General features: G+C 67.2%; 22 protein-coding genes and 2 pseudogenes. 6 read left to right on the top strand and 18 right to left on the bottom strand.

Going from position 1 to position 21,828, the window contains the following annotated elements; genetic code table 11:
* Positions 1 to 51: 51 nt before the first annotated feature.
* The 4 genes from GQE99_RS19920 to ade all read right to left on the bottom strand — a co-directional run bounded on the left by GQE99_RS19920 (position 52) and on the right by ade (position 4,763).
* Positions 52 to 948 carry a DMT family transporter gene (locus GQE99_RS19920; protein ID WP_161353709.1) on the bottom strand — a complete coding sequence of 299 codons (897 nt, stop codon included), beginning with the start codon at positions 946 to 948 and terminating at the stop codon, positions 52 to 54.
* A gap of 95 nt (positions 949 to 1,043) precedes the next feature.
* Positions 1,044 to 1,331: an HU family DNA-binding protein gene (locus GQE99_RS19915; RefSeq protein ID WP_161353708.1), complete on the bottom strand. Its 288-nt coding sequence runs from the start codon at positions 1,329 to 1,331 to the stop codon at positions 1,044 to 1,046.
* A 139-nt stretch (positions 1,332 to 1,470) separates the two neighbouring features.
* Positions 1,471 to 2,958, bottom strand: coding sequence for an AMP nucleosidase (locus GQE99_RS19910; protein ID WP_161353707.1), 1,488 nt, complete (start codon positions 2,956 to 2,958; stop codon positions 1,471 to 1,473).
* Entirely contained in the window at positions 2,958 to 4,763 is a 1,806-nt protein-coding gene (ade, locus tag GQE99_RS19905; protein WP_161353706.1) for an adenine deaminase, read from the bottom strand. Before ade ends, GQE99_RS19910 begins: the two co-directional genes overlap by 1 nt.
* Positions 4,764 to 4,837: 74 nt before the next feature.
* Between ade and GQE99_RS19900 the strand changes: the two genes are divergently transcribed.
* A complete protein-coding gene (locus GQE99_RS19900; RefSeq protein WP_161353705.1) occupies positions 4,838 to 5,722 on the top strand; it encodes an SDR family oxidoreductase in 885 nt (294 codons plus the stop codon).
* 21 nt (positions 5,723 to 5,743) lie between these two features.
* Here the strand turns inward: GQE99_RS19900 and GQE99_RS19895 are convergent, their stop codons facing one another.
* The 10 genes from GQE99_RS19895 to GQE99_RS21910 form a co-directional block, all read right to left on the bottom strand.
* Complete coding sequence (locus tag GQE99_RS19895; RefSeq protein WP_161353704.1) at positions 5,744 to 5,929, bottom strand: hypothetical protein; 186 nt, start codon at positions 5,927 to 5,929, stop codon at positions 5,744 to 5,746.
* A gap of 121 nt (positions 5,930 to 6,050) precedes the next feature.
* Positions 6,051 to 7,979, bottom strand: a complete 1,929-nt coding sequence (gene dxs / locus GQE99_RS19890; RefSeq protein ID WP_161353703.1) for a 1-deoxy-D-xylulose-5-phosphate synthase — start codon at positions 7,977 to 7,979, stop codon at positions 6,051 to 6,053.
* Positions 7,980 to 7,993: 14 nt separating this feature from the next.
* On the bottom strand, positions 7,994 to 8,854 hold the full coding sequence (locus GQE99_RS19885) for a polyprenyl synthetase family protein (RefSeq protein ID WP_161353702.1): 861 nt from the start codon (positions 8,852 to 8,854) through the stop codon (positions 7,994 to 7,996).
* On the bottom strand, positions 8,854 to 9,096 hold the full coding sequence (locus GQE99_RS19880; RefSeq protein WP_161353701.1) for an exodeoxyribonuclease VII small subunit: 243 nt from the start codon (positions 9,094 to 9,096) through the stop codon (positions 8,854 to 8,856). Before GQE99_RS19880 ends, GQE99_RS19885 begins: the two co-directional genes overlap by 1 nt.
* The gene (locus GQE99_RS19875; RefSeq protein WP_161353700.1) at positions 9,093 to 10,028 is read right to left on the bottom strand and encodes a histone deacetylase family protein; all 936 of its coding nucleotides are present in this window, start codon (positions 10,026 to 10,028) and stop codon (positions 9,093 to 9,095) included. Before GQE99_RS19875 ends, GQE99_RS19880 begins: the two co-directional genes overlap by 4 nt.
* Before the next feature lie 49 nt (positions 10,029 to 10,077).
* The gene (rlmN, locus tag GQE99_RS19870) at positions 10,078 to 11,262 is read right to left on the bottom strand and encodes a 23S rRNA (adenine(2503)-C(2))-methyltransferase RlmN (protein WP_161353699.1); all 1,185 of its coding nucleotides are present in this window, start codon (positions 11,260 to 11,262) and stop codon (positions 10,078 to 10,080) included.
* A 108-nt stretch (positions 11,263 to 11,370) separates the two neighbouring features.
* The gene (locus GQE99_RS19865) at positions 11,371 to 11,895 is read right to left on the bottom strand and encodes an invasion associated locus B family protein (RefSeq protein WP_161353698.1); all 525 of its coding nucleotides are present in this window, start codon (positions 11,893 to 11,895) and stop codon (positions 11,371 to 11,373) included.
* Between the two features lie 224 nt (positions 11,896 to 12,119).
* Entirely contained in the window at positions 12,120 to 12,998 is an 879-nt protein-coding gene (gene serB, locus GQE99_RS19860) for a phosphoserine phosphatase SerB (RefSeq protein WP_161353697.1), read from the bottom strand.
* 56 nt (positions 12,999 to 13,054) lie between these two features.
* Positions 13,055 to 13,738 carry a flagellar hook capping FlgD N-terminal domain-containing protein gene (locus tag GQE99_RS19855; protein ID WP_161353696.1) on the bottom strand — a complete coding sequence of 228 codons (684 nt, stop codon included), beginning with the start codon at positions 13,736 to 13,738 and terminating at the stop codon, positions 13,055 to 13,057.
* A gap of 18 nt (positions 13,739 to 13,756) precedes the next feature.
* Complete coding sequence (locus GQE99_RS21910) at positions 13,757 to 14,278, bottom strand: flagellar hook-length control protein FliK (RefSeq protein ID WP_161353695.1); 522 nt, start codon at positions 14,276 to 14,278, stop codon at positions 13,757 to 13,759.
* Positions 14,279 to 15,621: 1,343 nt separating this feature from the next.
* Between GQE99_RS21910 and GQE99_RS19845 the strand changes: the two genes are divergently transcribed.
* From GQE99_RS19845 to GQE99_RS21630, 3 genes and pseudogenes are all read left to right on the top strand, one after another.
* Complete coding sequence (locus GQE99_RS19845; RefSeq protein ID WP_161353762.1) at positions 15,622 to 15,912, top strand: rod-binding protein; 291 nt, start codon at positions 15,622 to 15,624, stop codon at positions 15,910 to 15,912.
* Positions 15,899 to 16,252 carry a flagellar biosynthesis protein FlgN gene (locus GQE99_RS19840; RefSeq protein ID WP_161353694.1) on the top strand — a complete coding sequence of 118 codons (354 nt, stop codon included), beginning with the start codon at positions 15,899 to 15,901 and terminating at the stop codon, positions 16,250 to 16,252. Before GQE99_RS19845 ends, GQE99_RS19840 begins: the two co-directional genes overlap by 14 nt.
* A gap of 232 nt (positions 16,253 to 16,484) precedes the next feature.
* Positions 16,485 to 16,622 (top strand): annotated as a pseudogene (locus GQE99_RS21630) (flagellin N-terminal helical domain-containing protein); the annotation flags it as partial.
* On the opposite strand, the pseudogene GQE99_RS19835 reads toward GQE99_RS21630, so the two are convergent.
* Positions 16,586 to 17,893: pseudogene (locus tag GQE99_RS19835) on the bottom strand (flagellar hook protein FlgE); the annotation flags it as partial. The pseudogenes GQE99_RS21630 and GQE99_RS19835 sit on opposite strands and share 37 nt — an antisense overlap.
* A 92-nt stretch (positions 17,894 to 17,985) precedes the next feature.
* Positions 17,986 to 18,831: a flagellar motor protein MotB gene (locus GQE99_RS19830; protein ID WP_161353692.1), complete on the bottom strand. Its 846-nt coding sequence runs from the start codon at positions 18,829 to 18,831 to the stop codon at positions 17,986 to 17,988.
* 175 nt (positions 18,832 to 19,006) lie between these two features.
* Here GQE99_RS19830 and GQE99_RS19825 point away from each other — a divergent pair, with 175 nt between their 5' ends.
* A complete protein-coding gene (locus GQE99_RS19825) occupies positions 19,007 to 19,372 on the top strand; it encodes a hypothetical protein (RefSeq protein WP_161353691.1) in 366 nt (121 codons plus the stop codon).
* Here GQE99_RS19825 and dapB read toward each other — a convergent pair.
* Both dapB and GQE99_RS19815 read right to left on the bottom strand, forming a co-directional pair.
* On the bottom strand, positions 19,369 to 20,142 hold the full coding sequence (gene dapB / locus GQE99_RS19820; protein ID WP_161353690.1) for a 4-hydroxy-tetrahydrodipicolinate reductase: 774 nt from the start codon (positions 20,140 to 20,142) through the stop codon (positions 19,369 to 19,371). The two genes, GQE99_RS19825 and dapB, sit on opposite strands and share 4 nt — an antisense overlap.
* Positions 20,143 to 20,205: 63 nt before the next feature.
* Positions 20,206 to 21,309, bottom strand: coding sequence for a THUMP domain-containing class I SAM-dependent RNA methyltransferase (locus GQE99_RS19815; RefSeq protein WP_161353689.1), 1,104 nt, complete (start codon positions 21,307 to 21,309; stop codon positions 20,206 to 20,208).
* A 102-nt stretch (positions 21,310 to 21,411) separates the two neighbouring features.
* Here GQE99_RS19815 and GQE99_RS19810 point away from each other — a divergent pair, with 102 nt between their 5' ends.
* A complete protein-coding gene (locus tag GQE99_RS19810; protein ID WP_161353688.1) occupies positions 21,412 to 21,774 on the top strand; it encodes a SpoIIAA family protein in 363 nt (120 codons plus the stop codon).
* Positions 21,775 to 21,828 lie beyond the last annotated feature (54 nt).

Raw genomic sequence — 21,828 nt, 5'->3', positions numbered from 1 at the left:
CGCTCACTGTCACCCGACAAGGGCGTGAGGATGTGTTTCAGGCGCCGCGCGTCAGGTCGCCGCGCGCTCCGCGGTCACGGGGGCGGGTTTCTGCTTCGACAGCTGCACCGCGAGGATGCCGACGGTCACGACCGCGACCCCGATGATGTCGACCAGGCCGAGCCGTTCGCCCAGCATCACCGCCGCGATGGCGACGCCGAAGAACGGGTTGAGGAAGTGGAACGTGGCCGCGCGCACGGCCCCGATGCGGCCGACCAGCGCGAACCAGACCCAGGTCGCGGCAAGGCCCGGGACCAGCGTGGTATAGGCGAAGGCCAGCACCAGCGGCGTATTCCAGTTCACCTCCCATGGTTCGAGCGCCACGGCGAAGGGGGCGAGCGCGATGGCCCCCACCAGCATCTGGAGACCCACGACCATCAGCAGGTTGCCCCCGCCCGAGGCCGACCGCACCGACAGCGTCGCGACGGCGAGCGCGACGGCGGCGATCACGCACAGGAGGAGCCCGTACATGTCCACGCCGCCGGAGATGCGGCTGCCCATGATGAGCGCGACGCCGGCGAAACCGACGACGAGACCCGCGACCGCCAGCGTCGGAAGCCGGTCGCGGAAGACGATCCAGCCCAGAAGCCCCACAATCAGCGGCATGGTCGAGGCGATGATCGACGCGAAACCCGCCTCGATCGTCTGCATCGCGATGAAGTTGAGGCCCAGGTAGAGCGCGTTCTGGCAGATGCCGAACACGATCACCGATATCCACTGGTTCCGGGTGAGCTTGATCTTCTGGCCCATCAGTGCGGCAAGCCCCATCGCCAGAAGGCCCGAGATCACGAAACGGATCGACAGCGCGGTGATCGGCGGGGCGTCGGCCACGATGATGCGGGCCGAGGTGAAGGCCGAGGACCACATGACCGCGAAAGCCAGCCCCATCAGGATCGCGCGAATGTCCATCGTCCCCTCCATTCCGGTCAGCCGGAAAACGAAAAGGGCCGCCGTGCGGCGACCCTATCCGATCGAAATCCCGGCACAAGGCCGGGCCGACACTCTTACGAGTTGACGGAGTCTTTCAGCGCCTTGGCGATGGTCATCTTGACGACCTTGTCGGCGTCTTTCTTGATCTGCTCGCCGGTGGCGGGGTTGCGGACCATGCGCTCGGGGCGTTCACGGCAGTAGATCTTGCCAACGCCGGGAAGCGTCACGGCACCGCCGTTCGAAACTTCCTTGGTGATGACCGACGTGATGGCGTCGAGCGCGGCGGAGGCCGATTTCTTGTCGGTGTCCATTTCCTCGGCCAGAGCGGCCACGAGCTGCGTCTTGGTCAGCGGTTTCGCCATGAAAATATCTCCTCACTGTCCCATCTTCGGGGTTTCATTGGGCGCATTTAAGGGAACTCCGGGGTCGCGCACAACTGTTTCTACGCTCGAAGCGCAAGAAAATAACGGGTTTCCGCCACGTGACGGGGGAAAACCCCACTCAAAGGAATGCCGTTTCGTCGAATGCGCGCAGCTTCCGGCTGTGGATGCGCTCCAACGGCATCTCGCGCAGGCGCTCCATCGCCCGTATCCCGATCAGCAGATGTCGGCCGACCTGCGTGGTGTAGAAGTCGCTCGCCATGCCCGGCAGCTTGAGCTCGCCATGCAGCGGCTTGTCCGACACGCACAGGAGCGTGCCGTAGGGCACGCGGAAGCGGAACCCGTTGGCCGCGATGGTGGCGCTTTCCATGTCGAGCGCGACGGCGCGCGACTGGCTCAGCCGTTGCACCGGGCCGGACTGGTCGCGCAGCTCCCAGTTCCGGTTGTCGAGCGAGGCGACGGTGCCGGTGCGCATGATGCGCTTGAGCTCGAAACCCTCGAGCTCGGTGACATCCGCCACGGCCTCTTCCAGCGCGACCTGGATTTCCGCCAGCGGCGGGATCGGGACCCAGATCGGGAGGTCGGCGTCGAGCACCTTGTCCTCGCGCAGGTAGGCATGCGCCAGCACGAAGTCGCCCAGCCGCTGCGAGTTCCTGAGCCCCGCGCAATGGCCGACCATCAGCCAGGCGTGGGGGCGCAGGACCGCGATGTGATCGGTGGCGGTCTTCGCGTTCGACGGGCCGACGCCGATGTTGACCAGCGTGACCCCCGAACCGTCCGCGCGCTTGAGGTGATAGGCCGGCATCTGCGGCAGCTTGTTCAGCGGCGGGATATCGGCGTCATGGGCCGTGATCTCGACGTTCCCCGGTCCCACGAAGCTGGTGTAGCCGCTCTCCTTGTCCGCCAGCATGGCGCGCGCGAAGAGCTCGAACTCCTCGACGTAGAACTGGTAGTTGGTGAAGAGCACGTGGTTCTGGAAATGCTCCGCATAGGTCGCAGTGTAGTGGCTCAGCCGGGCCAGCGAATAGTCGATGCGCTGGGCGGTGAAGGGCGCCAGCGGGTGCGAGCCGTCCTCGTGCACGTAATCCAGCCCGTTGACGATGTCGTCATGGGTGTTGGACAGGTCCGGCACGTCGAACACGTCGCGCAGGGGGAAGGGCATGGCCCCTTCCTGCGGAATGGTGATGTCCGAGCGTCCGGCCACCGCGAAATGCACCGGGATCGGGGTGATCGACTGGCCGATGGCGATCGGAACGCCGTGGTTGTGGAGCAGGAGCCCGATCTGCTGTTCGAGGTAATTGCGAAACAGGTCGGGCCGCGTGATCGTGGTCGAATAGGTGCCCGGTCCCGGCACGTGGCCGAAGGACAGGCGGCTATCGGTGGCCGCGTGGCTGGTCGTGCGGATGCGGATTTCCGGGTAGAACGCGCGAAACCGCGTGCCCGGCAGTTCCGTCATCGACGCGGCGTCCGAGAATTTCTCCGTCAGGAAATCGCAGGCGGCATCGTAGAGCTCGCACAGCCGCGTGACGGCCTTGGCCGGATCCTCGAAATACTCGGCCTCGACCTTCGGCGGGGTCTTGATCGGCATGGTCAGGTCAGCAGGCGACATCACGGCTCCTCGAACAGGTCGGTCAGCTCGAACTTGGTCACGTCGACCAAACCGAGATCGGAGATGCGTAATTCAGGGATGACCACCAGCGCAAGGAGGGAGTGCTGCATGTAGGCGTTGTTGAGCGTGCAACCGCAGGCCGCCATCGCCTCGACCATGCCCTGCGCCTTGGCCGCGACGGTTTCGGCCGGCTCGTCGGACATGAGGCCCGCGACCGGGAGCTCGACCAGCGCGATCTCCTTGCCGTCCTTGAACACGGTGATGCCGCCGCCCACCTCGCCCAGCCGGTTGGCGGCCAGCGCCATGTCTCGGCGCGAGGTGCCCACCACGATCATGTGGTGGCTGTCATGCGCGACGGTCGAGGCGATCGCCATGTCGCCCTTGTAGCCGAAGCCGGAGACGAAGCCGTTGGTCACGTCACCGGTGCCACGGTGGCGCTCGACCAGCGCGATCTGCGCGATGTCGTTGGCCTCGTCCGGCTCAACGATTCCGTCGGAGACCTGGAGATCGGCCGTGAGCGCCTTGGTCGGGGCCTGGTTCTCGACCACGCCGATCACCTTGGCGGTGACGGAATTGGCGCCCTCGGGCGCGGCGACGCCGAAATCGTCGGCCGCGAGCAGCTTGCCCAGGTGAACGGTGTCGCGGGCATGGAGCGGCCAGTCGAGATGCGGGCAGGTCACGGTGATCTTTCCGTTCTCGGCGACCGTGCGCCCGCGTGCGATCACGCGCTCGATGGGCAGGGCGGTAAGGTCCGAGGTTAGGATCACGTCGGCGCGGCGGCCGGGGGTGATCGAGCCCAGCTCGCGTTCGAGCCCGAAATGCGTCGCCGTGTTCAGCGTGGCCATCTGGAGCGCGACAAGCGGGTCGGCCCCGCAGGAAATGGCGTGGCGCACCACGCGGTTCATGTGGCCGTCGTTGACCAGCGTGCCGGAATGGCTGTCATCGGTGCACAGGATGAAGTTGCGCGGGTCGAGCCCCTTTTCGGTCACGGCGGTGATCTGCGTTTCCACGTCGTACCAGGCCGAGCCCAGGCGCATCATGGATCGCATCCCCTGGCGAACGCGGGCGATGGCATCGTCTTCGCACACTCCTTCGTGGTCGTCCGCCGGGCCGCCGGCGGCGTAGGCGTGGAAGGCCGGGCCGAGGTCGGGCGAGGCGTAGTGTCCACCGACCGTCTTGTTCGCGTTCTGTGTCGCCGCGATCTCGGCCAGCATCTTGGCATCACCGTGGATCACGCCGGGGAAGTTCATCATCTCGCCCAGCCCGATGATCCCGGGCCATGTCATCGCCTCGGCCACGTCCTCGGGCGTGATTTCGCGCCCGGTGGTCTCCAGCCCCGGCGCGGACGGTGCACAGGACGGCATCTGGGTGAAGATGTTGACGGGCTGCAACGCGGCCTCGTCATGCATCAGGCGCACGCCTTCGAGGCCCAGAACGTTGGCGATCTCGTGCGGGTCGGTGAACATGCTCGTCGTGCCATGCGGAATCACGGCGGCCGCGAACTCGGCCGGCGTGAGCATGCCGCTTTCGATATGCATGTGGGCGTCGCACAGGCCGGGGATGAGGAATTTCCCCTCCGCCTCGATCACTTCGGTGGTGTCGCCGATGCAATGGGAGGCATCGGGTCCGACGTAAGCGAAGCGCCCCTCGGCGATGGCCACCTGCCACCCCTCCAGCACCTCGCGCGTGTGAACATTCACGACCTTGCCGCCCCGGATCACGAGATCCGCGGGCTCCCGCCCGGCGGCAACCGCGACGAGCCGCGGGGCGGTTTCCGGCCAACTCTTCAAAGGATTGTCTGTCATGGAGCAATTGTCCTGTAATTTCGCGCGGGCGCAAGGGGTTGCATCCGCAGCTAGCCGGTGAAGAATGCGCGTTTATGACACGCACGCTTCTTTCCCTCGGACACGGTTACTCCGCCCGCGCACTCACCCGGGTTTTGCTGCCGCAGGGCTGGCGGATCATCGGCACGACACGCTCCGAGGAGAAGGCCGACGCGCTGCGCGCCGAGGGTGTCGAGCCGGTCATCTGGCCGGGCGAAGACCTGGGCCCCGCGATCCGGTCCGCCACACATATCCTCGCCTCTGCCGCGCCCGGCGAAGATGGCGACCCTTTCCTCGCAGAGTGGCGCGACGAGATCGCGGGTATGGCCGATCGGCTCGACTGGGTGGGGTATCTTTCCACCACCGGGGTCTATGGTGACCACGGCGGCGGCTGGGTCGACGAGGAGACCGGGCTCACCCCGTCCACCAAGCGCGGCAAGCAGCGCGTGATTGCCGAGGGGCAGTGGTGGATGCTGGCCAAGGAAACCAAGATGCTGCCGCTCCACATCTTCCGGCTGGCGGGCATCTACGGCCCCGGACGCGGGCCCTTCGCGAAGGTGCGCAATGGCACGGCGCGACGGATCGTGAAGCCGGGACAGGTGTTCTCGCGCATCCATGTCGACGATATCGCGCAGGTGCTGGCGGCCTCGATCAAAGCGCCGCGCCCGGGGCGCATCTACAACGTCTGCGACGACGAGGCCGCGCCGCCACAGGACGTGATCGAATATGCCGCGGAACTCCTGGGCCGGCCGGTGCCACCCGAGGAAAACATCGACGCGGCCGACATGACGCCGATGGCGCGCAGCTTCTACGCCGAATCCAAGCGGGTCCGGAACGACCGGATCCGCAAGGAGCTTGGCGTCGATCTTCTCTACCCGACCTACCGCGAAGGGCTCCGCGCCTTGTTGGCCGAGGAAGAAAAGGCAGCGGCCGCGCGCTGAGACACGGCCGCCCCGTCCGGATCAGAAGAACAGGACGATGCCCATGAACGCGAGGAAGACGAGCGGCACGAGAATGTCGTGATCGAAGCTGTGGGCGCTCGCCTGTTCCACGATCGGGCCGGGTTCCATCACCGGCTCAAGCATGGCGCCGGCCATTGCGGAGGTGGCGACGGTGGCAAGGATCAGTCCGACGACGATGTTCTTCATTTCATTCCCCTCATGTCTGCGAAACCGCGTTTGAAACAGCGCAATCATGGCGTGAATGCGCGACCTGTCCATCTGGCGCGGCGCTGAATCCGGGGAAGTGTTGCGCGAAGGATGCGACTCGTCAGGCGCGCTTGGAATCGAGGGTGCGAAGACCCAAAGCCGCTTGGACTTTTTCGACGATATCCTCGGCCGTGAGCCCCGCGATCCGGTACATGTCGTCCGGCGTGGCCTGGTCGATGAAGATGTCCGGGAGCACCATCGAGCGGTATTTCAGCCCGTCGTCGAAGCACCCGTTCTCGGCGAGCAGCTGTGCCACGTGGCTGCCGAACCCGCCAATCGCGCCTTCCTCGATGGTGATGAGCACCTCGTGGTCGCGCGCGAGGCCGAGGATCAGCTCCTCGTCCAGCGGCTTGACGAAGCGCGCGTCGGCGACGGTGGGGGCGATCCCCTTGGCGCCGAGCATCTCGGCAGCCTTCTCGGCGTGGGCCAGGCGCGGGCCCAGCGACAGAAGCGCGACACGCTTGCCCTCGATGACGATGCGGCCCTTGCCGATCTCGAGCGGGGTGGGCTCTTCCGGGAGCTCGATGCCCACGCCGGAGCCGCGCGGGTAGCGCACGGCGGAGGGACCGTCGTCGATCATCTGCGCGGTGGCGACCATGTTCACGAGCTCGGCCTCGTCCGCCGGCGCCATGACCGTGAAGCCCGGCAGGTTGGCGAGATAGGCGATGTCGAAGCTGCCCGCGTGGGTCGCCCCGTCGGCGCCCACCAGCCCGGCACGGTCGATCATGAAGCGCACGGGAAGGCGCTGGATCGCCACGTCGTGGACGACCTGGTCGTAGCCGCGTTGCAGGAAGGTGGAGTAGATCGCGCAGAACGGGCGCATCCCCCCGGCCGCGAGCCCGGCCGAGAATGTCACGCCATGCTGTTCGGCGATGCCCACGTCGAAGGTCCGGCCCGGGAAGCGCGCGCCGAAGATGTCCACGCCGGTGCCGTCCGGCATGGCGGCGGTCACCGCGACGATCTTGTCGTCCGTTTCGCCAAGCTTGGTCAGCGTCTTGCCGAACACGCTCGTGTAGGACGGTGCGTTCGAGGGCGCCTTGTGCTGCTTGCCGGTGGGCACGTCGAACTTGGCGGTTGCGTGGCCCCGGTCGTCGCGTTCCTCGGCGGGGCCGTAGCCCTTGCCCTTCTTGGTGATCGCGTGGATCAGCACCGGGCCCGACGCGCGGTCGTGGACCGTGCGCAGCACCTGCGTGATCTGGTCCATGTCGTGTCCGTCGATCGGGCCGACGTAGGAAAAGCCCAACTCTTCGAACATGGTGCCGCCGACGGTCATGCCCTTGAGCATTTCCTTGGCCCGGCGCGCGCCTTCCTGGAACGGCGGCGGCAAGAGGCTCACCGCGCCTTTCGCGGCCGCCTTGAATTCCTGGTAGGGCTCGCCGGCGTAGAGGCGCGACAGGTAGGACGACAGCGCGCCCACGGGCGGGGCGATGGACATCTCGTTGTCGTTCAGGATGACGATCAGCCGCTTGCCCAGGTGGCCCGCGTTGTTCATCGCCTCGAAGGCCATGCCCGCGCTCATCGCGCCGTCCCCGATCACCGCGATGCAGTCGCCGATCCCGTGATCGGGCGCACCGCCCAGGTCGCGCGCCACGGCGAAGCCCAGCGCGGCCGAGATGGAGGTGGAGCTGTGCGCGGCGCCGAACGGGTCGTAGGGGCTTTCCGAACGCTTGGTGAACCCCGACAGCCCGTCCTTCTGGCGGATCGTGTTCATCCGGTCGCGCCGGCCCGTGAGGATCTTGTGCGGGTAGCACTGGTGGCTCACGTCCCAGATCAGCTTGTCGTGGGGCGTGTCGAAGATCGCGTGGATCGCCACCGTCAGCTCGACCACGCCGAGCCCGGCGCCAAGGTGCCCGCCGGTCTGGCTGACCGCGTAGATGGTCTCGGCCCTGAGCTCGTCGGCGACCTGTCGCAGCTTCGAAACCGGCAGACCCTTCAGGTCGGCCGGGGATGCGATGCGGTCAAGCAGCGGTGTCAGGGGTTTGTCGGGCATCCGGAGCCTCGTCATCAATTGCTGCGGGAAATAGTGAAGCGCGCGGCATCCCGCAAGAGTTCCGCTTTCTCGCCGTATTGCGAAAGCGCGTCACAGGCCGCGTCGCACAGTTCATGGGCCCGGCGGCGCGCCCGGTCCATCCCCAGGAGCGACACGAAGGTGGCCTTGCCGGCGGCCTCGTCCTTGCCGACCGCCTTGCCCACCAGTTCCGGGTCGCCCTCGACATCGAGGATGTCGTCGGCGATCTGGAACGCCTGCCCCAAAGCGGCGCCGTACTGGCGCAGCGGCTCGGGGTCGGACTGGCCCAGGATCGCGCCGGCGAAGCAGGACCATTCGAACAGCGCCCCGGTCTTGCCGCTCTGGAGCGCGATGATCTCTTCGAGCGTCAGCGGCTCCGTGGCCACCTCGGCTGCGAGGTCGAGCGCCTGGCCCATGACCATGCCCAGGCCCCCGGCACCGCGCCCAAGCGTGCGGGCAAGCTCGGCGCGCACCTCTCCCGGGCCCACGGCGGGGTCGGTCACCAGCTCGAACGCCAGCGATTGCAGCGCGTCGCCGACCAGCACGCCCGTCGCCTCGTCCCATTTCTTGTGCACGGTCGGCTGGCCCCGGCGCAGGTCGTCGTCGTCCATGCAGGGCAGGTCGTCGTGCACCAGCGAACAGGCATGCATCGCCTCGATCGCCGCGGCGGGATACTGCGACTGCCCGGTCTGCACGTCGAAGAGCCCGGCGCTTTCGATCACCAGGAACCCCCGCAGACCCTTGCCGCCCTGGACCGCGTAGGCCATCGGCTCGGCCAGCGGGCCGGTCGCGGGGAGAGCCTGCGCCAGGCAGGCCCGCGCGACCCGGTTATGCGCGGCGAGAACGTCGCGGAACATCAGTCGGTCTCGACCGGCGCTGTTCCCGTGGGCTGACCGTCGCGGTCGAGCGTGATCTGCGCGACCTTTTCCTCGGCGGCCTTGAGCTTGGTTTCGCACTGCGCCTTCAGCGCCGCGCCGCGTTCGTAGAGCTTGATCGATTCCTCGAGCGCCACGTCGCCGCGCTCCAGCTGGCTCACGACCTGCTCAAGTTCGCCCATGGCTTCCTCGAAGCTCATCTCGCCAACCGGTTTTTCACTCATCGTCCACGCTCCTCAAGGGTCCGAACATGGGCCGCGACGCTCGGGCCCAACGCGTCAAGATCATAGCCACCCTCAAGGGTGGAGACCACCCGACCATCGCAGCAGGTTTCGGCCAGATCCACGATCCTGTTTGTAAGCCATACGTAATCGTCGTTGGTCCAGTTCAATCCGGCCAGCGGATCGGACCCGTGGGCGTCGAACCCGGCGGAGACGAGGATGAGCTGCGGTTCGTATTCGGCGAGCCAGGGCAGGATGTGCTCCCCCCAGGCCTCGCGCATCGTCTTCGAGCCGGAGCCCGGCTCAAGCGCCGTGTTCTGGATCTGGTCGTAGGCCCCGCGTTCGCCGGGCGCGCCCGTGCCGGGGTAGAGCGGCATCTGGTGGGACGATGCGAAGCGGACGCCGCTTTCGTTCCACAGAACGTCCTGCGTCCCGTTGCCGTGGTGCACGTCGAAATCCAGCACCGCGACCCGGTCGAGCCCACGGTTCTCGATCGCGTGCAGCGCGGCGATGGCGACGTTGGCGAACAGGCAGAACCCCATCGGGCGGGCCTTCTCGGCGTGGTGACCGGGCGGACGCGTGGCGATGAAGGCGTTGCGCGCCTCGCCGTCCAGCACCGCGTCGACGGCGGCCACGTTGGCGCCGACCGCACGCAGGGCGGCGTGGTAGCTGCCGGGCGCCATCGACGTGTCTTCGTCGAGCTTGGTGAAGCCCTCGACCGGTTCGGAGGACCGGATGTGGTCGAGATGGGCCAGCGGATGGGCGCGCCGGATGTCGGCCTCGGCGCCCAGCGGCGCTTCGCGGCGCACGAGTGCGTCGAAGGCGGGGTCGGCAAGGGCGCGGGAAATGACCTCGAGCCGCGCCACCTGTTCCGGGTGGCCCGGGGGCGTCACGTGGTCAAGGCATTGTTCATGCGTGTAAAGGAGCGTCGTCATGGCCGGACGCTATGGCAATCCCACGGCCCCCGCAAGCCAGCGCGCGGGGTCAAAGCCCCGCTTCGCGCGCGATCTCGGCCTTGGACTTCCGCGCACGCTCGGTCTCGGACTTGAGCTGGCCGCAGGCGGCCATGATGTCCTCGCCCCGCGGGGTCCGGATCGGCGAGGCATAGCCGGCCTTGTAGATGATGTCCGCGAACCGCCGGATGCGGTTGTTCGACGACCGCTTGTAGGGCGCGCCGGGCCATTCGTTGAACGGGATCAGGTTGATCTTGGCCGGGATGCCCTCGATCAGCTTGATCAGCCGGTAGGCGTCCTCGTCCGAGTCGTTCACGCCGTCGAGCATGACGTATTCGAAGGTGATCCGCTCGGAGTTCGACAGTTTCGGGTATTCCTTGAGCGCCGCCAAGAGCTCTTCGATGTTCCACTTGCGATTGATCGGCACCAGCTTGTCGCGCACCTCGTCGGTCGTCGCGTGGAAGCTGATGGCGAGCATGCAGCCGATCTCGGCCCCGGCGCGGGCGATTTCCGGCACGACGCCGGAGGTCGACAGCGTGATGCGCCGGCGGCTGAGGCTGATCCCCTCGCCGTCCATCGCGATCTTCATCGCGTCGCGCACGGCGTCGAAGTTGTAGAGCGGCTCGCCCATGCCCATGAGCACGATGTTGGACAACAGGCGGGTTTCGTTCTTCGGGTGCCGGCCCGGTTCGGGCCATTCGCCCAGGTCGTCGCGCGCCACCATGATCTGTCCCACGATCTCACCGGCCGTGAGGTTGCGCACCAGCTTCTGCGTGCCGGTGTGGCAGAACGAACAGGTCAGCGTGCAGCCCACCTGGCTCGACACGCAAAGGGTGCCGCGGTCCTCTTCGGGGATGTAAACGATTTCAACCTCGTGCCCGCCCGCGATGCGGACCAGGTACTTGCGCGTCCCGTCCTCGGAGATCTGGCGCGACACCACCTCGGGCACGCGGATCTCGAAATGCTGGTCGAGCAGCGCGCGGTAGTCCTTCGACAGGTTGGTCATGTCGGCGAAATCGCGCACGCCCTTCTGGTAGATCCACTGCCAGACCTGGCCCACGCGCATCTTCGCCTGTTTCTCCGGCGTGCCGGCGGCGATCAGCGCATCGCGCAGTTGATCGCGCGTCATCCCGACAAGGTTCAGCTTGCCGAGGCTCGCATCCTCCTTGCGGGGGATGGTCAGAACATCCTGGGTGATCGGGGACGAGGCCGTCATGAGTCGCGCTCCTGTGGAATGGGCCCCATATAGGGGATCATGCGCCGATTTCAAAAGAAAACGCCCCGGAGCAGTGCCGGGGCGCGTGTGCTTGCGATGTGGGCCGGCTCACTCCGTGCAGCGGGTCCCGGCATCCTCCACCGCGGCGGTGAACCCCATGAGCGAGAACGTGTCCTCGGTCCGGGTGCCGCGCGACGACATGGCCACGGCGACCGCCTCGGCCCCGCGCTTCATCGACGCGATGATGCGCGCGTCGTCTTCCGGGCTGGCCGACCAGGCCCATTCGCCGTCCGTGAACAGCTCGTACTCGTCGCCGCCGATCGTGAGCGTCACGGTGGAATCGTCCGCGAACGGATAGCCGCCGGTGAAGCTCACCTCGCCGGTGTCGGCGTCCGAGCGGTAGGAGACGAAGAGCAGGATGTCGCCACGGCGGACCGACACGACGCGTCCGTCCTTCGTGTTCACCGTTTCCTTGGGTTTCGAGACGCTCCAGCATTCTTGCGGATCGCCCTCGACGAAGACGCTCCAATCGGTGTTGGCCGCGACCCTGTTCGTGCTTTCCTGCGCAAATGCGCCGGTCGCTGCCAGCGACAGCGCGGCGATGCACAGACCCCGTGCGATGCGTGATGTCATGTCTAACACAGCCTCCAGCTGCTCTGCCTCTCGGGCCCCTTGCTCCATCCGTCTCGGCGGTGTTCCACGGCGCGGGGTCCCAGTTCAACCTCGTGGCGCCACCATAACGGTTTTTTGCCGGTTTTTGAAAGACCCGTTGGCGGAAAACCGCGCGGTGACCGTCGGATGGCGCGCTTGTGACCGGGACGGCCGGGCGGCGTCCGGCGAATCAGGGCAGCGGCGGATCACACTCGGGCGAACTCGTCGCGGGCGTAGCCCTGCACATAGAGGAGCGCGGTGAGGTCGCCGTGATTGATGCGGATGTCGCATTGCGCGGCGACCGAGGGCTTGGCGTGAAGCGCAACCCCCGCCCCGGCGAGTGCGAGCATGCCCAGGTCGTTGGCCCCGTCGCCGACCGCGATGACATCTTCGTGCGCGATGCCCAGGCGGGCGGTGATCTCTTCCAGCGCGGCCACCTTCGCGGCCCGGCCCAGGATCGGTTCGACGACCTGGCCGGTCAGGCGGCCCGCGACGATGTCGAGCGTGTTGGCCCGGTTTTCGTCGAAACCGAGCTCGGCGGCGACCTTGGCGGTGAAGGCGGTGAACCCGCCCGAGACGAGCGCGGCATAGGCCCCGGCGGCGCGCATCGTGGCCACCAGTTCGCGCCCGCCGGACATGTAGGTGATGCGCTCGGCCAGCACCTTCTCGATCACGGCGGCCTCGAGCCCTTCGAGCAGCCCGACGCGTTCGCGCAGGGCGCCCTCGAAATCGAGCTCGCCGTTCATTGCGCGCGCCGTGATCTCGGCCACGCGGGGTCCGATGCCCGCCTCGTCGGCAAGCTCGTCGATGCATTCCTGGCAGATCATCGTGCTGTCCATGTCGGCGAGCAGCATCTTCTTGCGGCGGCCCGCGCTGGGCTGAACGACCAGGTCGACGCCGAGGCCCTGGAGCTCTTCCCAGCTCGTCCACCGGCTGTCGGGCACCTCAGGCATGTCGAATTCCGCGGCCTCGTCGGGGGCGAGCCAGCGCGCCTCGGCCCCGCCCCAGGCGGTCATCAGCGCGGTGACGAGCGCCGGGTCGAGCACGGCCTTGCCCGGTGCGGAAATCAGCGTGGTGGTGAACATCGGCCCCTCCGTCTGGTCGGGGCCGGATTAGCCCGCGCGCGGCGGATGTGAAAGCCCTATTCCCGGGGCGCGCGCAGGGACGAGACGTCGGAAGCCGCGATCTCGTCCCCCGAGGCGAAGACCAGCATCGTCTCGCCATCCACCACCTTGGCCTCGACCACCTCGGAGTAGACCGCCATCGGAGTCTCCGACAGAAGCTCCCCGTTGGCGAAGCTCTGAAGGTGGAACGCGTATTCCCCGGGCGGGAACAGGTTGCCGTAAGGGTCCATCCCGGCCCAGCGCACCGGTGCCTCGGTCGGCGGGATCTTGACCCGGTCGACCTCCACGTCGTTGGCGTTGCGCACCACCATGTAGGTCGACGTCGCGCCATCGGCGGGGTCCGGCGTGACCGTGATCGGTTCGAGCCCGAACTGCACCGGCACCGCCGCGCGCGCCTCCATCCCCACCCATCCGGCGAGGTCGGTCATCGACATGACGCCAAGCTGGGTCTGCAGGGACTTGATCAGGTCGTTCGTCAGCACCTGCTGTTCGACGCCCGAGAAGGTGGCGAGTTGGGTGGCGTAATCCGTGCTTTCCATCGGATTGAGCGGATCCTGGTTTTCCATCTGCGCGGTCAACATTTTCAGAAAGGTCTCGAAATCCGAGGAGATCTCGGTCGCGTCGCCGACGCGTTTGACCGCGTCGGTGGGCGCCGCGGAAGCACCGAAAGCGGTGGTGGAGCCGGTTTGCGTCACGTCCATGTCAGGTCCTTTCCGATGTCAAAGCCGCAGATCCATCCCGCCGCCGGGGCGGGTGGCGCGCGGGGTCTGCGGCGAGTCGGGGGTCGCGTCGTCGATGGTGGCGATCTCGTCAGGCCCGATGGGTGCTTTGCGGGTATCCGGCTGATCGTCCCGCGCGCCGCCGTCGCCGAAGGCGAAATCTAGCGAGTCGTAGCCCAGGTCGCGCAACTCCTGCTCGAGCACCGCGATGTTGCGGCGAAGGAGGTCGAGCGTGTCGGCCCTGTCGGCCGAAAGCGACACGGTCATCGCCCCGCCGTCGCCGTGAAACGACAGGCTGACACGCCCAAGCTCTTCCGGTCGCAGCGTCACCTCGACCCGCCCGTCGCCACCCGCGCGGATGCTCTCGGCCACCTGCACGGCGACGTGGCGGCCCGTATCGGCCCGGGTGAGCGCTGCGGGATCGGGGGCGGGGCCGGCGTGGCGCAAAGTGCGCGCCGGGTCGGTCGATCCCGGGTCCGCGATGAGCGGGTCGAACGGGCTATCGGGTATCGGGCCGTCCACCGGTATCGCTACGACCGATGTTGCGGTCGCCGTGGCATGGATAAACTTGGGCTCTCCGTTCTTGGGAGGGTGCCCTGGTGCGGAGGTCACGACTGTTCCAGAGGACTCGCTCGTGGGCCTGTCCGCATTCTGTCCGGACGGCTGGGATCTGGCATCAGGCAACGGCCCGGAAGGATCGACTCGGACCTGAGCCCCCTTCGCCACACCCGAACCCGTCCCGTCCGGCGACGGAGCGGCAAATGCCGCGGCGCGTGTCTCCGCAGGTACGGCCGGCCGCGCGCCCGCGCTTTCCATTTGCCGCGGGCCTTGGCCCGCCGGATCGACCGCGGGCGTCACGCGCAGAAGCGCGGCATCCCGCGCGTTCGCCCGCTCGTGCGCGGGCTTGGCGGCGGGCGCCGCCTCACGGTGCGCCCCTTCGAGCAACATCGGTCGCGGGCTTTCGATGGAGCGCTGGGCCGCTGCCTCCGGTTGTCCCGATACCCGTATCGGTGCGGCATTGGCGGGCCGCACGACCACAGGTGGCGTCGGGCTTCGTGCCTCGCGTTCGAGCGCCGGCGCATCGGCTTTCACCGAAGCAGTCGCCGAGTCCGGAAGGTCGGCCCTGTCTGCATTGGCTGGGCTCGACATCATCGGACGTGGCTGCACGATCTTCCTGCCTGCTGTCTGCGCCAAGGGCCCTTCGGTCCTTATCGGGGCGTCTTCCCGGGGGCTCGCGCGATCGGCGTTCACGGGAATGGGGTGTGGCCGGGCCGCGGCAAGCGGTGTGCGGGCCTTGCCGGACTGCACCTTCACCACCTCGACCGGGCGCGCGCTGGCGTTCGAGGTCGCCCCGCGCGGCGCAGTCGCGATTGTCCCGGCCGCGATGTCTTCAACCCATCGCGTCTTGGCCCCGGTCGCGCTTCGTGGCGGCGCCGGCACCCCTGCGTCCGGGGTCTGCTGCGCATCAGGCGTGGCTGAGCGGACTGTTTCCCCTACCGATGTGTGCGCTGCCAAGACGGAAACGTCGATTCGCGGCGCACCTGGCCGCACCTCCGACCTGGCATCGGATGCAACTTGTTGCGCGGCCACGGCGGGCGCCTTCGCAGGCACCTCGCCCACCACGGCTTCCGCGCCCGCCGACCCTTCGAACGCGGCAGCGAAGGCTTCGCTATCGGCCGGCTCGCCACGCGTGGGCGGTGCCGTTTCATCCTTTTTTCCAGCCGCGAAGGCCAGCAATGCGACGTCCATATTGTCCCCGGTTGTCATGTCACCGAATGACAGCACCATCCTCGATAGAAATTACCGAATCTTTACCGCTTGCCGGCAGGGTCGAGAAAATTCCGAACGATTGGACGAATCTCGACATGCTGACACTTCCACCCGCATCGCCGACGGTGCCCCCTCCAGCCACGTCGGGCGCAGACGACCAACTTCGTGCGGCGGCGCGGGAGCTTGAGGCGACGTTCCTGGCGGAAATGCTGAAATCCGCCGGGCTCGGCGCGCAGCCGGAGGGGTTCGGCGGCGGCGCGGGAGAGGCGCAGTTCGCGTCGTTCCTGCGGCTGGAGCAGGCGCGGGCGATGGTGTCCGCGGGCGGGATCGGACTGTCCGAATCCCTCTTCAATGCGATGAAGGAGCGGACCGATGGGCGTTCTTGACCGATTTCGCGGCCCCCGGGCGCTTGAAGAAATCCTCGCGCGCGAACGGAGGCACATCCTTCAAGGGGACATCGACGCGGTCGTCCGGCTCGCCCCTGAAAAGGAGCGGCTGATCGCGCGCCTCGCACAGGGACGGGTCGAGCAGGGCGAACTCGACCGGCTGAAGGAGAAGGCGGAGCGCAACGGGGCCTTGCTGGCCGCCGCGGCGCAGGGCCTCAAGGCGGCGCAGGCCAGGATTGCGGGGCTCGCACGCGGTACCGATGATTTGGCGACCTATTCCAGCGACGGCAATCGCGCTGGGCTGTGCGCCCGGGCCGCTGACTTCAACAAGCGCGCCTGAGCATATGGAGGGCAGACATTTAAAATGCACGGCATTTGGCGCGGGCTTTTTAACGACCTGTTAAGCACCTCGGACGCAGATTTCCGCTCGCATCCCGAACGGGTGGCGCGGACCGGATACCGCCAGGAACCGGATGGCCGCAACAGTCAGAATGACGTCGGACCCGGCCCCAAAGGGGCTGATTTCCAACCCGGCGCGGAAAACGGCGCCGTATGATCCAAGGAACGAAAAAATGTCCAGCATTCTGACGAATTCGAGCGCGATGGTCGCGCTCCAGACGCTGAAATCCATCAATTCCAACCTCGAACAGACGCAGTCCGAAATCTCCACCGGCAAGACGGTGGCCACGGCCAAGGACAACTCGACGGTCTGAATGACCTTCGCGTTCGAGGAATAAGCGCGTTGGGTCTGGATCAGGTCGGTGAGCGCGCCCGCGACATCGGTGGTCGAGCCTTCGCGAGTGAAGCCGATCACCTCACCGGTGGGCCCGTCGCCCGCGTCCCACAGGAAGAATGAACCCGACTGCGGCGAGACCTGGTAGGTCTGGTTGGAATGCGAGATCAGGCCGTTCGGGTTGGGCACGTCCACGAGCGGCACCTGGTAGATCGTGCGCGTGAAACCGGTGTCGTAGGTCGCAGTGATGTACCCGTTCGCGTCTATTTCGACCGAGGTGAGGTTGCCCACGGGCGAGCCGTCCTTGGTGATCGACACCGGGGCGAAGCTGTCGGACAGCTGTGTGAGGCCATTGGGATCACCGATCGAGCCGATCGTCAGTTGCAGCGGCCCGCCCGAGACTGTCAGGTCGATGGTGCCGGTGGTCGGGTCGTAGGCGCCGCCGGAGGTGGTGGTCACGCTGGAGAGCGTGCCGCCGGTGGCGCGGCTGTCGTCGAACACCAGTTCGTATTCGCCGATCACGGCCCCGTTCGATGCGCTGTCCTTGATGGTCATCGTCCACGTGTTCGAGGGCGGGTCGCCGAGTGTCGTGGGCACCGTCGGCGTGAACTCCACGTCGAGCGATTCCGAGGTGCCGAGGTTGCCGAAATACTCGATCGAAAGCGGCAGCGTTTCGCCGGTGGCGCCGTATTCGGAATTCGTCGCGGGAAGGTTCACGCCAAGGTTCATGCGCGTCGTCGGGTCGCCCGCCTGCTGATTGACCTGGACCACGACCGGTTCGAGCGCCGTGACAGTATCGCGCGGGTAGGTCGCGACGTTGCCGTCGGCATCCGCCGGCCAGCCCAGGAGGACGAGCCCCGTCTCGGTCTTGAGGACGCCTTCCTCGTCGGTGCGGAAAGACCCCGTCGTTGTGGTCAGCATCGGCTGATCTTCCCCGGTGTAGTTGATGTAGGCCTCCTGCATCACCGGCAGCATGCCGCGCCCGGAAATGGCGATGTCGAGCGGGTTCGACGTCGAGATCAGCGGCCCGTTCTCGTCGATCAGGCGCTGGGTCGTTGCGCGCACGCCGCCCGCGGAATAGGTACCGGCCCCGGCCACGCCGCCGATGACCAGGCTTTCGAAATCCGCGGTCGCCCGCTTGTACCCGTAGGTCCCCGAGTTCGCGATGTTGTCGGAAATCGTGGCAAGCCGCGTCGCGTTGGCATTCAGCCCGGCCACGCCGGCGCTGAGCGAAGATGAGATTGTCATGGTGCGCCTTTCTGCTGCATCCCCTCGTCGCATCCACCCATAGGGCCCGGGGCTTAAGGGCGCCTTAACAGGTAAAATGCGCCGCTTTTTCCTCAGCGGTGCGTGCGCAGAAGGATGAGCTCGATCCTGTTGTTGCGCAGGGCCATCGGGTTGCGCGCGGCCGGTTCGCGGTCGGCAAATCCCGTCAGGCGGCGGACGCGCTTCGGGGACAGCCCTTCGTCACGCAGCAGAAGGCGAATCGCGTCGGCGCGGGCGGTCGACATCTCCCAGACCGTGTTGTGGGCAAGGACGACCGGTTCGGCCCGGGTGTGCCCCTCGATCGCGACGCCGTTGCGCACGAGCGCGAAGGTGCGGGCCATGACGCCGATGAGCTCTGCCATGAGGGGGGTGGGTTCCGCCGTGCCGGGGACGAACAGCGGTTCGTCGACCAGGTCGAAAAGCTCGATCACCAGCCCTTCGTCGGTCAGTTCCGTGACGATGTGACGTTGGAGCAGGTCGGACACCATGCTCTCGCCGGCCTTGCCGGTCAGAACCGCCTCGATCTCTTCGAGTGCGCGCGCCTCGGCCGCGCGGTCGAGTTCCCGTGCGTCTCCCTGTCCGCCGTCCGGCGCTTCGGACGAGGCGCTGTTGGCGTCGCTGGGCAGGCCGCCCTGGCCGGTCTGGGCCAGGTTTTCTTCGGAAAAGACGCTATCGCCCCCGAAGGCATCCGGCCCCCCGCCGGAGACGCGGTTCACCGGGATCGTCGGGCTGAAGTAGTCCGCGATGCCCTTGCGCTGTTTCTCGGTCGTCGCGTTCAGGAGCCACATGAGCATGAAGAAGGCCATCATGGCGGTTACGAAATCCGCGTACGCGACCTTCCACGCGCCGCCGTGATGCCCCTCGCCACCGCTCTTTTTCACCTTCTTGATGATGACCGGCCCATTCGCCTGTCCAGACATCCCGCTCCTCCGGTTGAGCCCCGGATATCGGGTAGCGCGAGCGGGTTAAGGTGGCGTTACCGGGGGCGCACGTCGCCCCGCAAATAAAAGTTCCCTTTGGGTAAAGCTGGCATAAGATGCGCTATGGCCGGTCACGCTTGCGTGATCCGGCCGTGATCAAGGGAGGGGCACGTCCATGAAGGGAATCGCATTCGTCTTTTTCATCACCGCGGTGATCTGTGTCACGTTGGGGATGATCTGGGGCATCCAGATGTCGGCCTCGGCCGATCACAGCCTTGCGGGCGCGCATGCGCACCTGAACCTGGTGGGCTGGGCGTCACTGGGCCTCTTCGGCCTGTATTACCATACGGTGCCGTCGGCCGCCGCCAAGGCGCTGGCCAAGATCCACTACGCCGTCGCGCTGGCCGGCGTGGTGCTGATGGTGCCGGGCATCGCAATGGCGATCCGGCAGCAAGGCGAGATGGTCGTCATCGCCGGGTCGTTCCTGACGCTGGCCTCGATGCTGATCTTCCTCTTCACCGTGGCAACCAACCGCGGCTAGAGCAGGCGATCCAGGCCGCGCACCAGCCCGGTGATCTCCGTCACCCGCGCGGCCGCAAGCATCGTTCCGGGGGCCAGGATGTCGGCCGAATGGCTGTCGGCGTCATGGGTGATGGTGAGGCGTGAGTTCCCGTTCGCGAAGGTCGAGGTGACCGTCGCGGAATAGGACGGCATTCGGATCGAATGGACCTGCACGCCGTTCACGCTGCCCCCACGCAGACCCGGTTCGCCTTTCACGGTGGCCGGGTCGACCTCGTATTTCGGCTGCTTCACGTCGCCCATCCGCTCGGCCAGCTCGCGGGCGGTGCCGGTGGGCGCGTCGGTCTTTTTCGGGCGCGAGTAGTCGATGATCTCGAACCAGTCGAGGTATTCGGCCGCCATCAGCGAAAAACGGGTCATGAGCGCGGCGGTCAGGGCGAAATTGCCGGACGCGACGACGCCGGTGTCTGCCTCGCGCGCGGCGCTGTCGAGGCGGGCGTAGTCCGCGGCGGTCAGGCCGGAGGTGCCGATGACCACCCGCCGGCCGGCCTCGATCGCCTGCATCGTGTGGTCGAAGACGATGTCGGGGTGGGTGTAGTCGACGAGCACGTCGAAATCGGTCCCGGAAATCGCTTCGGCCACGGTGGCGAAGCACGGGGCGCCATGCACCGTTTCCCCGGCGCGGGAGCGCGCCACGCAGGCGACAAGCTCGAACCGTTCGTCCTCGGCGAAGGCCGCGGCGATGGTGCCTCCGGCCAGACCCGTGGCGCCGGCCATGCAGATGCGAACCATGTGAAATCCTCCTTTGTCGCGCGGACCCTGCGACAGGGGGCGTCCCGCGGCAAGACCTTGGGGCTACCCGATGGTGGTCTGGTAGAGCTTCACCTTGATCCCGCCGTTGTCGATCACCGGCCCCGAGGTCAGGTTGAAGCCCGTCGCATGGGCCAGCGCCGCGTCCGAGGTGACGAGCCCCAGCCGCCAGCCGTGGAACCCGCTGGCGAGCACGCGTCCCAGCGTGCCGTAAAGCGCGTAGAGCTGCCCCTTGTTGCCGATCCGCGTGCCGTAGGGCGGGTTCAGGATGACGAGCCCGGTCGGGCCCTCCGGGGCGGTGAGCTCGGATACCGGCTGACAGGCGAAGTGGCACAGGTCCTCGACGCTTGCGGCCCGGGCGTTGGCGCGCGCGTTCTCGATCGCGCCGCGGTCCCGGTCGTAGCCGTGAAACGCCACGTCCGGTATCGGACCCGAACCGGCGCGCACCAGCGTGGCGAACTGATCCGGGTCGAAGGTGGCGAGGCTCTGGAAGGCGAAGCGCCGGTCGCGGCCCGGTTGCAGGTCGGCGGCGATTTCGGCCGCTTCGAGCAGGAAGGTGCCGGAGCCGCACATCGGGTCGACGACCGGTTCGCGTCCGTCGAAGCCGCAGGCACGCAGCATCAGCGCGGCCAGCGTTTCGCGGATCGGCGCCTTGCCGGTGGCGACCTTGTGGCCGCGCTTGTGCAGGCTCTCGCCGGAGCTGTCGACGCTGATCGTGACGATGTCACGGTCGATGCGCACCTTGATGGCGACCTCTGCTTCCGGCGTGATCGGCGCGTCCATCACCTCGGAGATGGCGCGTTCGATCCGTTCCGCGGCGGCGCCGGCGTGGTAGATCTTGGATTTGCGGTTCGTCGACACCTCGACCCGCACCGGCACGTGGGGTTCGAGCGTGTCGCGCCAGGGAAACTTGCGGGCGCGCTTGTCGAGTTGGGCGAGGTGCACGGCAGGAAAGCTGCCCAGCCGCACGAGGATGCGGGTCGCGCCGCGCAGGTCCAGGTTGGCGCGCCAGACCTCGGACCAGTCGCCCTTGAGCGTGATCCCACCCGATTCCGGCTTGCCCCGCTTGAACCCGAGCGCGCCGGTTTCGGCGGCAAGCTGGGGTTCGAGACCCGGGGGACACACGGCGAAGAAATCGAGCTCGGACATGGTCCCGGCTTAGGCGATTGCGGGGGCGAAGGGAATCGCAAAGGGGCCGGGCCGGTGAACTTCGGCAGAGGGCCACGCGTTGGACGGGTGAAAGGAGGCTGCATGATCGACACGGAATTCTCCGACTCCGTCCTGACGCTCACCCTTGTCGGGACCGTGACCGAAGACGATATCGCCGCGCTGCGCGAAACCATCGAGGCGGTGTTCGCCGAGCATTCCGAGATTTCGATGGTCCTCGACCTCACGCGGTGGGAGGACGTGACCGGCAACGCGATCCGCGAGGACATGGCGTTGGAGCTGAAGCTCCTTGGCAAGCTCGGTCGGATCGACCGCATCGCGTTCCTGTCCGACAAGCAATGGGTCACGGCAATGGCCCGCGGCGTGGGTCCCTGGCTTCCCAGCGTGAGCCTGCGGGCCTTCCCGGGCGACCAGGGCGCGGCGGCGCGGGAATGGGCCCGGGGGTGATCCGCGGGGTCCCCGCAAGTGAAAAGCCCCGGCACGTTGGCCGGGGCTTTCGCA

The sequence above is a fragment of the Maritimibacter harenae genome, from assembly GCF_009882975.1.
Taxonomy (GTDB): Bacteria; Pseudomonadota; Alphaproteobacteria; order Rhodobacterales; family Rhodobacteraceae; genus Maritimibacter; species Maritimibacter harenae.
Note: the sequence above shows the minus strand (reverse complement) of the source record. Positions and strands in the feature narration are given on the sequence as shown.